Here is a 14,228-nt window from a genome sequence, read left to right as displayed (position 1 = left end):
AACGGCAGCGCCCATGCGACTCAAGTCGATCAAACTGGCGGGCTTCAAGTCCTTTGTCGACCCCGTCACGGTTCCGTTCGAAAGCAACATGACCGCGATCGTCGGGCCCAATGGCTGCGGCAAGTCGAACGTGATCGACGCCGTGCGCTGGGTCATGGGCGAATCGTCGGCCAAGATGCTGCGCGGCGAATCGATGGCCGACGTCATCTTCAATGGCTCCACCGGGCGCAAACCGGTCGGCCAGGCTTCAATCGAGCTGATGTTCGACAACCGCGAAGGCAAGGTCGGCGGCGTCTACGCCCAGTACGCCGAAATCTCGGTCAAACGGCTGATCACCCGCGATGGCCAGTCGCTTTATTACTTCAACGGCCAGAAATGCCGGCGACGTGACATCGCCGATCTGTTTCTCGGCACCGGCCTTGGCCCGCGCTCCTACGCAATCATCGGTCAGGGCATGATCTCCCGGCTGATCGAAGCCCGCCCGGACGACCTGCGCGCCACCATCGAGGAAGCGGCCGGTATCTCCAAGTACAAGGAGCGCCGCCGCGAGACTGAAAACCGCATGCGGCGCACCCAGGAAAACCTCGAGCGGCTGGACGATTTGCGTGAAGAACTCGACAAGCAGCTCGAGCGGTTAAAGCGCCAGGCCGACGCCGCCCGGCGTTATCAGGAACTTAAAGACCGTGAACACCGCCTCGCCGGTGAGCTTGCGCTCATGCGTGGGCGTGACCTGCGCGCCCAGCAGCAGCGCCAAGAGCACGAGGTTCGAGCGATCGAAACCAACGTTGAAAAGCACGTGTTCGGCGTACGCGAAAGCGAGCGGGAGCTCGAAGAGGCGCGCAGCGCCCACGACGAGCTGGCCCAGACCCTCGAACAGCATCAGGCGGCCTTCTACGACACCGGCGCTGCCATCGCGCGCATCGAGCAATCGCTTGAGCACGCCCGGGCGCGGGAGTCGCAGTTGAGTGCCGATCTGGACAGCGCCCGGCGCGATCTCACTGAGCTTGACGGCCTCAAGGACCAGGATCAGCAGCGCCGCCAGGACATCGAGACCCGCCTGGGCGAGATCGAACCCGAGCAGGGCGCGATCGAGGAGCAACAGGCGATGCTTGCCGCGCGGCTCGAAGAGGCCGAGGAGGCGCTCGAGCAGGCGCAAGGCGACTGGGACCGCTTCAGTGAAAACGACCAGAGTGCGCGGCACCAGGCCGACCGGCTTCAGCAGGCGCTCAAGGCGCAGGAGCAGCGCCTGAGCGCGCTCGAGACCCAGAAACAAAAGCGCCAGAGCCAGCGTGATGAGTTGCCGGATCATTCCGCACTCAGCGCCGAGCACGAGGCAGTGCGTCTGGAACTTGAAGCGCTGGATGAGCGGCTTTTTGAACTCGACGACCAGCGCCAAGACCTGCAAAACGCCCGCCGCGAGACCGCAGAGGCCCTTGAGGCGCATGGGCGTACCCTTGCCGAGCGTCAGGCCGAGCAGCACAGCCTTCAGGGCGAGCGTGCCTCGCTCAAGGCGCTGATCGATGCAGCGCTTGCTACCGGCGATGATGAACTCGAACACTACCTCGAGACGCTTGAGTGGGCGCAGACGCCGCGTCTGGCCGAACGTCTCGAGGTCACGCCTGCATGGGCAAGCGTCGCCGAATGGGTGCTGTCGCCGTGGCTGACCGCGCGCCTGGGCGAGGCGCTGCCTGACGCCGTTGCCGACCAGGCGCTTGCTCGTGGCGAACTCGCGCTCATCGCGCAGGGCGGGGCGGGACCAGAGACGGTCGAGCCGGGCACGCTCGGCGCGCACGTCAAAAACGCCGACGCGCTGCTGCCCTGGCTCAACACCATTGTCTGTGTCGACAGCGCGCGCGACGCGCTTTCCCGACGGGCGGCGCTTGCCCCGCATCAGAGTGTGATCTCGCGCGACGGCGTCTGGGCTGGCGTGAACTGGGTGCGCAGGTTGGGCGAGGCGCACGCGCAGGACAGCGTTTTGGCCCATCGGGCACGCTTTGACGACGTACAGGCCCGGCTGGACGCGCTCGGTGAGGAACTCGAGACGCTGGAGACACGTCTTGATGAAGACAAGCAGGCGCAAGCGGCTCGGGACGACGCCATCGAGGCGCTGCGGCTCGAGGAAAAGCGTCAGACCGAGGCGCGCCAGCAGGCCGCACTCAAGGAAAGCAATCTGGCGACGCGGCTCGAACACATCGAAGGTCGGCGCGCCGAGCTTGATGACGAGCTTTCCGATGTGTCGATGCAGCGCGAAGAGTTGGCGCTTGAGATCGAGTCCGCGCGCGAGCAGTGGGATCAGGCCTTGGCGACGGTCGAGGACAACGCCGCCCAGCGTGAGCAGCTCGAGCGCGCCCGGCACGACGCCCAACAGGCTCTTGCCGGGCTTAGAGCGCAGGACGGCCCGCTTCGTGAGCAGCTCAATCAGTTGACGATGGAGCATCAGCGGCTGTCGACCGAGCGTCAGGGGCTTGATACCCAGTTCGAGCGCAGTGGCGATCAGCGTGAGCGCCTCAACGAGAAAATCGAGCTCCTTACCGAGCAGCTTGAAGACGTGCGTGCGCCGCAGGAAGAGCACCGCGAGACGCTTGAGGAACTGCTTGACCGTCGCGGGCGGGAAGAACAGACCCTGAACGCGCACCGCGACCGGGCCCACGAGCTGGCCGAGCGCATGCGCACCCGTGAGCAGGCCCGACAGGAGCATGAACGAACGCTAGTCACGCTCCGGGAATCGCTCGAACGGGCGCGGCTCGAGGTGCAGGCGCTGTCCATGAAGGCCGACACCCAGGATGAACACCTGCGCGATCTGGAGCACGATCCGGCGGCGCTTGCCGAGCATCTGCCGGAGGAGGCCGAGATCGACACGTGGCAGGACACGCTCGAGCGCACGCGCGAGAAGATCAAGCGCCTGGGTGCGATCAACCTGGCCGCGATCGAGGAGTACGATCAGCAGGCCGAGCGGCGCGACTATCTCGAAGCCCAGCACGGGGAGCTGACCGAGGCGCTGACCACGCTTGAAAATGCCATCCGCAAGATCGATCAGGAAACGCGGGTGCGCTTCAAGACCACCTTCGATCAGATCAATGCGGGCTTCGAGGAGCTCTTCCCGAAGGTCTTCGGCGGTGGCACGGCGTGGCTGACGTTGACCGGCGATGACCTGCTCGAGACCGGTGTGGCCATCATGGCGCGCCCGCCCGGCAAGAAGAACAGCACGATTCATCTGCTCTCCGGCGGAGAAAAGGCGTTGACGGCGCTGTCACTGGTCTTTGCGATCTTCAAGCTCAATCCAGCGCCGTTCTGTATGCTCGATGAGGTCGATGCGCCGCTGGATGACGCTAACGTCGGGCGGTACGCCAATCTGGTCAAGGACATGTCCGAGACCGTTCAGTTTATCTACATTACGCACAACAAGATTGCGATGGAGGCGTCCCAGCAGCTGATGGGCGTGACCATGCAGGAGCCCGGCGTCTCACGGCTGGTGTCGGTCGGGGTCGATGAGGCGGCAGCGCTTGCCGAAGCATGATGGGAATGCATTCCGTGACAGTTTTATGCTATTAAAATGAGCGTTTATCGCACAAACTAGTCTGTCTTGGGTGACAAGACGCGTCAGCCCTCACTGAAGGCGACATGAGCGGGCCATTAAAAAGCGCCTTTCGAATCGAATGATTGCCGAGCGCCAGGGGTAAGCGCACGGCTACAACTACAGGCAAGATACCCATGGAATTGAGAGAGTGGTTGATAATTCTCGGCTTGTTGCTGGTGGCCATCATCGTGATCGACGGTGTCCGACGACTGAAGCACCAACGGGGTATCCCACGGCTTGATCTGTCCAAGGATCTGGACGTAACCGACGAACTCGACGAGCACAAGCGCCATTCCCAGGTGAATTGGGAATTGCCCAACGGCGGCGCGCGCGCGGCTGGCGGCGAACGTTCATTCGACGATGAGCATGACGATGAGGTGCTCAATGCGCGAGCGCGCGATGTCGATGAACCGCTGCGCCGCGCCGAGGCCGAACGTGATGATCTCGAGCCCATGGCCGATGACCGGGAGCCGGCGCCTGAGCCTGTCAGCGACAATGTCCACCATCATCCGGTGGTCGAGCGAGCGCTTCGAAACGCCGTGCCGGCCGATGCCATGGCTCGCGATACGCTTGGTCGTGCCGATGAGCTGATCGTGATCAGCGTGTTCGCCCGTGAAGGCGTCTTCGACGGCACCTCGCTCTTGAATCTGATGCTTGCCTGCGGCCTTCGCTACAGCCCCGACATGAACGTATTCCACCGCTTCGAAACCGAAGACGACTACAGCGCGCTTCAGTTCTCGATGGTCAACGCCGTCAAGCCCGGCACCTTCGACATCGAAGGCATGGACGACTTCTCGACCCCCGGCGTGACCTTCTTGATGCCGCTGCCCGGCGCCGAGGACAGTAAATCGGCGTTCGAGGCCATGCTTGAGACCGCAATGGTGATCGTTCGTAACCTCGGCGGTGAGCTGAAAGACGAAAATCAGAGCGTCATGACCGCCCAGACCATCGAATTCGCGCGCCAGCGAGTGCACGAATTCGAGCGCCGCTGGCGGCTACACCGTCAGCAGGGTTAGGCGGTGGTGAGATATACTTTGGCGTGCCGTGCGCGCCACACCCAAAGGAGCCGCTCGGCTCCTTTTTTGATGATTTACCCCTGAAGACCTCATTTACCGAAGGCCGTCATTGCCCATGAGTGCGACCATCCCCGCCCCGATCCAAGAACAGGCCGACGACCTGCGTCGCCAGATCGACGACGCCAACCACCAGTACTACGTCGAAGACGCCCCGACGCTTCCGAATGCGGAGTACGACCGCCTGATGCGTGAGCTGTACGCGCTCGAGCAGGACTATCCCGCGCTTGTGACGCCGGACTCACCGACGCAGCGCGTCGGCGCCAAGCCCGACGCCGGCTTTCCCGAGGTCGAGCACACGGTGCCGATGCTCTCGCTCGATAACGCCTTTGACGAGACGGAGCTCAGAGCGTTCGGCACCCGCATCGCCAAACCGCTCAAGATCGAGGCCTGTGCGCTCGAGTTCTGCTGCGAGCCCAAGCTCGATGGCGCTGCCGTCTCACTGGTTTATGAGCGTGGCCAGCTGGTGCACGGGGCGACGCGCGGCGATGGCCGCACCGGTGAGGACATTACCTCGAACCTGCGCACGCTGCGCTCGGTGCCGCTGCGCCTTCGCGGCTCGGACTGGCCCGAGCTTCTGGAGGTGCGCGGTGAGGTCTATATGCGCCACTCCGGCTTCGAGGCGCTCAACGAGCGCGCCCGCGAGGCCGGCGACAAGGTCTTTGCCAACCCCCGCAACGCCGCTGCCGGAAGCCTCAGACAGCTCGACCCGAGCATTACCGCGACGCGCCCGCTGGAATTTTGCGCCTACCAGGTGGCTCGCATCGATGAGACGCGCGAGCAGCCGACCCATTCAGCGAACATGGCGCTGCTGCGGGACTGGGGGTTCAAGACCAACCCCGAGCTTTCCGTCGTGACCGGGATCGAGGCGGTCATTGCGTTCTGCGCGCAGCTTGGCGAGAAGCGCGACGGGCTCGATTACGACATCGACGGCGCCGTGCTCAAGGTGAACGACTTGCGCCATCAGCGCACGCTCGGGTTCGTCTCCCGCGCCCCGCGCTGGGCGATTGCGTTCAAGTACCCCGCGCAGGAGCAGATCACCCGCGTGCGTGACGTCGAATTTCAGGTCGGGCGCACCGGTAAGCTCACGCCGGTGGCCAAGCTCGAGCCGGTGCAGGTGGCCGGGGTGACGGTGTCGAATGCCACGCTTCACAACATGGATGAGATTCGACGGCTTGATTTACGCATCGGCGATACGGTCACGGTCTATCGGGCCGGGGACGTGATTCCCAAGGTGGTCGGTGTGCAAACCGACAAGCGCCCGAACGATGCCCAGGCCATCACACTGCCCGAAACCTGCCCCGTGTGTGGCTCCGGCATCGAGCAGATCGAGGGTGAAGCCGATGCGCGCTGCTCCGGCGGGCTCTATTGCGGCGCTCAGCGCCGTGAGGCGCTCAAGCATTTCGCCAGCCGCCGGGCGATGGACATCGATGGGCTCGGGGTGAAGCTGATCGATCAGCTGGTCGAGCGCGAGTTGGTCAAGACCCCGGCCGATCTATTCAAGCTCGAGTGTGAAACGCTCGCCGAGCTGCCGCGGATGGGGCAGAAATCGGGCCAGAACCTGATTGAGTCGTTTGATAAGGCCCGCTCGACCACGCTTGCCCGCTTCATCTACGCCCTCGGCGTGCGCGAGGTCGGCGAGACCACCGCCGCATTGCTTGCCAACCACTTCGGTACGCTCGAGGCGCTGATGGCGGCTTCCGAAGCCGCGCTGGTCGAGATCAACGACATCGGGCCGATCGTTGCCGCCCACGTGCGGGCCTTTTTCGACCAACCCCACAACCGCGAAACGATCGAGGATCTGATCGAGCAGGGGGTGACGTGGCCTATTGTTGAAATCGATGCGGTTGACGCGCCGCTCAAGGGGCAGACCTGGGTGCTGACCGGCACGCTCGAGACCCTGACCCGCGATGACGCCAAGGCCGCGCTCACTGCGCTCGGGGCGAAGGTAAGCGGGAGCGTATCGAAAAAGACCCACGCCCTCGTTGCCGGCGCGGCGGCGGGCAGCAAGCTCGACAAGGCGCGTACGCTCGAGGTTCCGGTCTGGAGCGAAGACGAGCTCGTTCAATTACTTGATCAACATGGAGCACGCTCATGAGTGCACGTACCCCCGACGGTGAGCGGTTTATCGAAGTGCCTTCCAAAATGGTGCCGGCAGAAACGCTGATGGCCCTTTTAAGCGACTTCGTGACCCGTGAAGGCTACGACACCACTGACACCAGCGATGACGGCACGAACGGCTGGGCCGCCGCACTCAAGGCGCGGCTAGAGCGCGGCGAACTGATGATCGTGCATGACCTTGAAACCGAAAGCACCGAGGTCATGAGTCGTGAGCAGTGGGAGGCCTTCGGCCGCCAGGCCTTTGATGATGAGGAAGGCTGAGACGCGTGTTTCAGGCATGAAAAAAGCGCCCCGAAGGGCGCTTTTTTTACGGCGTGCTCTGACTACGCGAATAGCAGCGGCACCACCAGACTCGAGATCAAGAGGATCAACGCGCCGCCAAGGCGTGAGGAGATCTGGGCAAACGGCATCAGCTGCATGCGCTTGGCCGCCGACAGGACAGCCACGTCACCGGTGCCGCCCATGTTTGCCATGCAAAGCCCCGCGGTAATGGCCGATTCGACCGGGTAGAACCCGACCAGCTTGCCGAGAAGGCCTGCGCCGAAGGCAGCGCCGGCGACGACCGCGAACACGATCATGACGTAGGTGATGGAGATGGCGTCAATGACCTGGCCGAGGTCGGTGTAGGCGATACCGATGCCGAACAGCAGGGCAAAGGTCCAGTTCTTGGCGACGAACTTGAACCAGTGGGATGCGGCGTCGTTGGCGAACTCGGGCATCAGGTTGGCGATCTTGACCACGGCCACCAGAACGATCATCAGCGCGTACGGATGCAGCGGGATGACACTTCCAAGAATCTGGCCGGCGGTAAAGAACGTCAGCGCGAGCACCAGGCCGATGCCGAGCTTGGAAATGTCGACCGGGGTGGATTTTTCATCGATCTCAACGCCCGGCATCATCTGACCGTTGCCGGAAAGCGACGGAATGCGGTTGGACAAGCCGTTGAGCAGGCCCGCGATGATGATGGCGAACACGTTACCAAGCGCCAGCGCCGGCACCAGAATCGAGATGTAGTAGCTTGCCGGCTGACCCAGAAGCTGCTCATAGATCTGGCTCATCGGGACCGCGCCTGCGCCCATGCCGCCGCCCATGATCGGGAGGGTAATGACGACAACGGCGTCCTGCGGCGAGAAGCCCATGATCCAGCCGACGATGACGGCGAACAGGCAGGCAAACGCAACCGCAGCCAGAAGCGGCAGCGCGAAGCGGGTGCCGACCTTGACCAGGATCTTGGAGTCCATGCCGAGGATGCTGCCGGTAATCAGCGCCGCGATGTAGAAGTTCAGGAAGCCGCCACCTTTCATGAAGCTGGTGACGTTGTCGATGATTCCCTGGGGCAGGGCGCCGGCGTAGACCAGGGCTGCTGCGCCGAAGATCGAGAGAATCGCGCCGCCGCCGAGGTAGCTTTTGATGATGGGCAATCGGTCGCCCAGAAATCCGAGCAGCTCACCCAATACCATCATGACCAATAGCGCACCGATCATGCCGGTGGGCAGGGTGCCTGTGTACATGGCGGTGACCATGACGAGTGCGATGACGGCGAAAAGCAGAATCGGGATGCCGAAGATTTTCGGGGTGGTCGAGCTGAATGTCGCTGCATCGGCAGCGCTATTTATACTGTTGTTCATGGCGTTCTCCAGACGTGGGCCCCATCGGCTCTAGGGTGGCCGGCGGGGATGGCCGTTCCAGTCGCTCATGGCCGCGCGGGGGAGGTGGCGGTCCGAGGTGGCTGCGAGAATACGTGTTTGAGCGGCAACGCCAATCTTTGCGTAATTAAAAAATCCTTTCGTAACTAAACAAAGCGCAATGATGCTTTGCGGCATATTTGCCAAAGCGACAAAATGCCACCAAGGTCGATAAATCCATATGGTTCGAGTACGAACGTCTCCGATGACACCTCCCCGACGTTGGCGCCTCAGTGCGCTGATCGCTTTAGTGACCACCGCCTTGATCGTAACGACGCTGGCGCTCGCGTTCTGGGTCTTCAACACACAGCTGATGGCGAGTCTCGAACACGCCAACGGCGATCGCGTCGAAAATCTGGCTCAGGCGATCGCCCTGCGCAAGGACGTGGGCCTGGCGCTTAAGGGGCCTGCGCCTGTCCCTGTTGCCACCGGTCAGCCGACCTCCGAGCTTCAGCGCACCATCGACCGCCTGAGAGCGACACTCGATGTGGATTTTATTGTCGTCATGACGCCGGCCTCGCTTCGCTTGACCCACCCGAACCGAGCGCGCATCGGTCATCATTTCATTGGTGGGGACGAAGTGGGGGCGCTGACTCGAGGCGAGTCGTACGTGTCCTACGCCAAGGGCACGCTTGGCATCAGCTTGCGTGGCTTTTCGCCGGTGATGGATGCACAGGGCAATGTGATCGGCGCCGTATCGGTGGGTGTGACCATGAGCAAGCTGTCGCCCCTTCTTGACCGCAACCGTTGGGAGCTTCTGGCAACGCTTGGCGCGATAGGCGCGCTTGGCGCCGTGATCGCGGTCTGGTTTTCCCGCACCGTCAAGCGCCAGCTCCTGAACATGGAGCCCCGGGATATCGCGCATCTGGTGCAGGAGCGCGAGGCGATGCTCGATGCCATGCAGGATGGGGTGCTGGCGATTGACTCGACCGGGCGGGTGCGTCGGATCAATCCGGCGGGACGACGGCTGCTCGAGCGCCTCGAGCGGGCCCCGCTTGCCGCCGGCGACCTGCTGGAAACGCGGTTTCCAGAGCTTTCGATGCTGGCCGATAACCACCTTGAGGGTGCCCATCAGACCGTTCAGCTCGACGACACGACGCTTCTGGCGACGTTCAGCCCGATTTTATGGAAGCAGGAACGTCAGGGCGGCCTGATCACGTTTCGCGACAAGAACGATGTGCATGTGCTGGCCGAGGAGTTGACCGGCGTTCGACGCTACGCCGAGGCGCTCAGAGCCTCAACGCATGAGTTCAAAAACAAGATCCATGTCATTCAGGGGTTGGTGCATCTGAAGGATTTGCCCGCCCTTGAGCGCTACGTCAAGGAGATCATGGAGCACCGCGTGACCCCGTCGAACACGCTGGGTGGGCAGGTGCAGGAGCCGGCGCTGGCCGGGTTCCTGCTCGGCAAGCAAAGCGAGGCGCGTGAGCGCGCGATCACCCTTGATCTGCAGGTGTCAGCGCGGATCGGCGCGCAGAGTCACTCCCGCACGGTGCACGATTTGGTCAGCATCCTCGGGAACGTCCTCGACAACGCCTTCGAGGCGCTGGCAGAGACCCAGGCGCCTCAGGTGTGTCTACTAATGGACCGCGAAGGTGAGAGTCTTTCGATCCAGGTTCAGGACAATGGACCGGGCATTGACCCCGCGATTGCCGATAGACTGTTCGAGCGGGGCGTCTCCGGCAAGGGGGCGCATCGAGGGCTCGGGTTGTCGCTGGTCAAGGAGCGGCTGGACACTGCCGGTGGTGACATCGCGGTCTATTCCACACCGGGCGAGGGCACCCTGATCGAAATGATGTACCCCTATTGGAGCGACGACGATGTCGATGAGCAGTGACATGCGCGTAATGATCGTGGAAGACGACCCCATGGTCATGAAACTCAACATGGAATACCTCGCGCGCGTCGAGCACATGACCCTGGCCGCTCGCTGCTGCGATCTAACCACCGCTCGGGTGGTGCTGGAGCGCGAGGTCATCGATATCGTGCTGCTCGATGTCTATCTGGGCTCGCGCAACGGGCTGGAGCTTCTGCGTGAGCTTAAAACCCGGGTCAACCCGCCCGAGGTTATCCTGATTACCGCAGCCTCCGAGCTCGACACGGTGCGTGAAGCGCGGCGGCTTGGCGTCAGTGACTATCTGGTCAAGCCGTTCGAGTTCAAGCGCTTTCGTGAGGCGCTCTTGAGCACGCGATGCCAGCGCGACACGCTGAGTCAGGCCAGTGACCCGCTCGATCAACACCGGCTCGATACGCTTTTTCGCGCCCCACGTCAGGAACCGCGGCGCCCGTCAGGGCTGCCCAAGGGCCTGACCCATCACAGCCTCGTTCAGGTCATCGATGCGATTGTCGCCCTGAGCGATGAGACGTTCTCGACCGAGGACGTGGCGCAATCGACCAGCATGTCACGCGTGTCGGTGCGCAAGTACTTAAAGTATCTATCAAGTCGCAAGGTGCTCGATGAGGCGTTTATCTATGGCCAGATCGGGCGCCCGTCGTTTACCTACACCTGCCTCGATCACGATCAGCTCGAGCAGCTGCGCACGCCTCAGTGAGTTCGCCCTTCGGAGGGGTATAAGCGAAACATTATGGCGTTCATAACGAGGGACGGAGGCTGGTTATTGCAATGATTGCTCCACCATATCAAGGCGTTACCGTCCAAAATGAGCCATAAGGGTCATGTTATGGTAGCCATAAACGATGTTTATCTATATGTTTTTAAAGGATTTTTTCCGAAAGTCTCTTGTCTTGCCCTGCGTTTTTAAGAATACTCTCCCCGTAGATCCAAGCCAGTCCGTCTTGTAGTTGCCGTTGCAGCGCATCCGTCCCACCCGGGTTCCGATGATGGCGCTGCTTCGTCCTTTAGGAGCCCAATGAATGCTGAGTATCCGAGTTTTGCGCGAATCCCGCGCGCCCTCGGCCGATGCCCTGACGTCCGGCGAGCGCCGTGTCGCGCTTGATCCGGCCACGGCCGGCAAGCTGGCCATGGCCGTGTCCAAGGACGCCGAGAGCCCGGTCGTCACTATCGAATCCGGAGCAGGCACGCACGCCTTCTTCAACGATGAAGCCTACGCCGATACCCGCGGTGTGACGGTTGCCGACGATGACAGCGGCCGAGGCGATGCCGAGCTGGTGCTGTGCGTACGCCCGCCCGAGCCTGAAGCCATCGACCAACTGGCCGAAGGCAGCGTGCTGGTCGGGTTGCTGGCCCCGTTCCAGAGCAAGGCATTGATCGAGCGCTGCAAGGCACGCAAGATCACCGCGCTTTCCATGGAGCTGGTACCGCGTATCTCTCGCGCCCAGAGCATGGACGCCCTGTCATCCCAGGCCGCCGCTGCGGGCTATCACTGCGCGCTGACCGCCGCCCACGAAGCAAGCGTCTTCTTCCCGATGCTGACCACCGCCGCCGGCACCATTCGCCCGGCCCGCGTGATCGTGGTCGGTGCAGGTGTTGCCGGTCTTCAGGCCATTGCCACCGCGCGTCGTCTCGGTGCTCAGGTCTGGGCCTACGACATCCGCGCGGCCGCGCGCGAGCAGGTCGAATCCCTTGGCGCGAAAATGATCGACACCGGCGTCGACGCCTCCGGCGAAGGCGGCTATGCCCGTGAGCTGACCGAGGACGAAAAGGCCAAGCAGGCCGAGGCGCTGGCCAAGCACCTGTCGACGGCGCACGCCGTCATCACGACCGCTGCCATCCCGGGGCGTCGTTCACCGCAGATCATCTCCGAAGACATGGTCAAGCGGATGCAGCCGGGCAGCGTCATTGTCGATCTGGCCGCTGAAGGCGGCGGTAACTGCGCGCTGACCAAGGCGGGTGAGACCGTGATGTCCGGTGGCGTCAAGATCATCGGCCCGACCGACATTGCCTCCGAGCTTCCGGTCAACGCCAGTGAAATGTACGCCAAGAACCTGTTCAACCTGTTGAGCCCGTTCATCGAAGACGGCGAGCTTAAGCTCGACTTCGAGGACGCGGTCATCGGTCCGATGTGCATTACCCGCAATGGCGATGTCGTGCACGACGGCGTTCGTAAAGCTCTGGAGGAATCGGCATGATCGAAGGTGTTGCAGCCCTGTACATCCTGATGCTGGCGGCGTTCGTCGGCTTCGAGGTGATTTCCCGCGTTCCGGTCATCCTGCATACCCCGCTGATGTCCGGCTCCAACTTCATTCACGGCATCGTGCTGGTCGGCGCCATGATCGCGCTTGGCCAGGCCGAGACCGGTCTTGAAATGACGATCGGCTTCATCGCCGTGCTGCTGGCGGCCGGCAACGCCGTGGGTGGCTACGTCGTGACCGAGCGCATGCTCGAAATGTTCAAATCCAGCGACAAGAAGGAGCAGGGTAAATGAGCGGTATTGTCGAACTGGTGTACTTTGCCACGGCGGTCACCTTCATCCTCGGGCTCAAGCGGATGTCGCATCCGACCACGGCGCGCAGTGGTATCCACTGGGCCGGGATCGCGATGGCGGTCGCAACCGTTGCTACCCTGTTTCACCCTGAAATTCAGGGACGCTACATCCTGATGCTGTTGGCGGTCGCCATCGGTGGTGGCGTGGCCTATCTTGGTGCGCGCAAGGTCGAGATGACCGACATGCCGCAGATGATCGCCATCTATAACGGCATGGGCGGCGGTGCGGCGGCTGCGATCGCAGCGGTCGAGCTGATTCGTGTGGCTGAAAATCCGATGCTTGCCGAAACCCATGGCGCGATGGCGCTGTGGCTTGGCGTACTCGGCGCGTTGATCGGCTGTGTGGCCTTCAGTGGCTCGGTGGTTGCCTGGGCCAAGCTCGATGGCCGCATGCAGAAGTCCTTCAACTTCAAGAACCAGCAGTGGGTTAACCTCGCGATCATTGCAGTGGCTGTGCTCTTCGGCATCATCATTGCGACCACTACGCCCGGTCCGTTCACGCTGATCGTCTTCTTCGTACTGGCGCTGGCGTTCGGGGCTATGATGGCGCTGCCGATCGGTGGTGCGGACATGCCGGTCATCATCTCGCTGTTCAACGCCTTCACAGGCCTTGCGGTCGCGATGGAAGGCTTCGTGCTCGATAACGCAGCCATGATCATCGCCGGTACCGTGGTCGGTTCCGCCGGTACGCTTCTGACTCAGCTGATGGCCAAGGCCATGAACCGCAAGCTCAGCAGCGTGTTGTTCAAGCAGTTCGGCGGTGCGCCCAGCGGTGAGAAGACCGAGGTCGAAGGCTCGATGAGGCCAACCGACCCGTCCGACGGTGGTATCCAGATGGCGTACGCCGACAAGGTCATCATCGTTCCGGGCTACGGCATGGCGGTTGCCCAGGCGCAGCACAAGATCTGGGAAATGGTCGAGCTTCTGACCGAGCGCGGCGTCGACGTCAAGTTTGCGATCCACCCGGTCGCCGGCCGTATGCCGGGCCACATGAACGTACTGCTTGCCGAAGCCGGCGTGCCTTACGACATGATCTACGACCTCGAAGAGATCAACAACGAGTTCGAAATGGCCGACGTGACGCTCGTTATCGGCGCCAACGACGTGGTCAACCCGGTCGCCAAGTCCGACCCGGACAGCCCGCTCTACGGCATGCCGATCCTGAACGCCGATCAGTCCAAGAACGTATTGGTCATCAAGCGTGGTCAGGGCTCGGGCTTCTCGGGCGTGGAAAACCACCTGTTCTACCTCGACCACACCCGCATGGTGTACGGCGACGGTCAGAAAGTGGTCGGCGAGATGATCGCCTCGATCAAGACGCTGTAAGCGGTCTCGATCGAAAAAAGCGCGCCTTAGGGCGCGCTTTT

At 62.5% G+C, this 14,228-nt stretch carries 10 protein-coding genes; 9 read left to right on the top strand and 1 reads right to left on the bottom strand.

Going from position 1 to position 14,228, the window contains the following annotated elements:
* Positions 1 to 13 precede the first annotated feature (13 nt).
* The 4 genes from smc (at position 14) to NAT23_RS12105 (ending at position 7,032) form a co-directional block, all read left to right on the top strand.
* Positions 14 to 3,517 carry a chromosome segregation protein SMC gene (gene smc / locus NAT23_RS12120; protein ID WP_251928737.1) on the top strand — a complete coding sequence of 1,168 codons (3,504 nt, stop codon included), beginning with the start codon at positions 14 to 16 and terminating at the stop codon, positions 3,515 to 3,517.
* Positions 3,518 to 3,711: 194 nt separating this feature from the next.
* Entirely contained in the window at positions 3,712 to 4,593 is an 882-nt protein-coding gene (zipA, locus tag NAT23_RS12115; RefSeq protein WP_251928736.1) for a cell division protein ZipA, read from the top strand.
* 115 nt (positions 4,594 to 4,708) lie between these two features.
* Positions 4,709 to 6,748 carry an NAD-dependent DNA ligase LigA gene (gene ligA, locus NAT23_RS12110; RefSeq protein WP_251928735.1) on the top strand — a complete coding sequence of 680 codons (2,040 nt, stop codon included), beginning with the start codon at positions 4,709 to 4,711 and terminating at the stop codon, positions 6,746 to 6,748.
* Positions 6,745 to 7,032 (top strand): YheU family protein, encoded by a 288-nt coding sequence (locus NAT23_RS12105; RefSeq protein ID WP_251928733.1) that lies wholly within the window; start codon positions 6,745 to 6,747, stop codon positions 7,030 to 7,032. Before ligA ends, NAT23_RS12105 begins: the two co-directional genes overlap by 4 nt.
* A 62-nt stretch (positions 7,033 to 7,094) precedes the next feature.
* Here the strand turns inward: NAT23_RS12105 and NAT23_RS12100 are convergent, their stop codons facing one another.
* Entirely contained in the window at positions 7,095 to 8,399 is a 1,305-nt protein-coding gene (locus NAT23_RS12100; protein WP_251928731.1) for a 2-hydroxycarboxylate transporter family protein, read from the bottom strand.
* Between the two features lie 262 nt (positions 8,400 to 8,661).
* Between NAT23_RS12100 and NAT23_RS12095 the strand changes: the two genes are divergently transcribed.
* From NAT23_RS12095 to NAT23_RS12075, 5 genes are all read left to right on the top strand, one after another.
* Entirely contained in the window at positions 8,662 to 10,293 is a 1,632-nt protein-coding gene (locus NAT23_RS12095) for an ATP-binding protein (RefSeq protein ID WP_251928730.1), read from the top strand.
* Positions 10,277 to 11,008: a response regulator gene (locus tag NAT23_RS12090; RefSeq protein WP_350028334.1), complete on the top strand. Its 732-nt coding sequence runs from the start codon at positions 10,277 to 10,279 to the stop codon at positions 11,006 to 11,008. Before NAT23_RS12095 ends, NAT23_RS12090 begins: the two co-directional genes overlap by 17 nt.
* A gap of 322 nt (positions 11,009 to 11,330) precedes the next feature.
* On the top strand, positions 11,331 to 12,506 hold the full coding sequence (locus NAT23_RS12085) for an NAD(P) transhydrogenase subunit alpha (RefSeq protein WP_251591562.1): 1,176 nt from the start codon (positions 11,331 to 11,333) through the stop codon (positions 12,504 to 12,506).
* Positions 12,503 to 12,802, top strand: coding sequence for an NAD(P) transhydrogenase subunit alpha part 2 (locus NAT23_RS12080; protein ID WP_251591561.1), 300 nt, complete (start codon positions 12,503 to 12,505; stop codon positions 12,800 to 12,802). The genes NAT23_RS12085 and NAT23_RS12080 overlap by 4 nt, the downstream gene beginning before the upstream one ends.
* Positions 12,799 to 14,187, top strand: coding sequence for an NAD(P)(+) transhydrogenase (Re/Si-specific) subunit beta (locus NAT23_RS12075; RefSeq protein ID WP_251928729.1), 1,389 nt, complete (start codon positions 12,799 to 12,801; stop codon positions 14,185 to 14,187). The genes NAT23_RS12080 and NAT23_RS12075 overlap by 4 nt, the downstream gene beginning before the upstream one ends.
* Positions 14,188 to 14,228 lie beyond the last annotated feature (41 nt).

Origin of the sequence: Larsenimonas salina, assembly GCF_023736155.1 — a bacterium.
In the GTDB taxonomy this organism is placed as follows: domain Bacteria; phylum Pseudomonadota; class Gammaproteobacteria; order Pseudomonadales; family Halomonadaceae; genus Larsenimonas; species Larsenimonas salina.
Note: the sequence above shows the minus strand (reverse complement) of the source record. Positions and strands in the feature narration are given on the sequence as shown.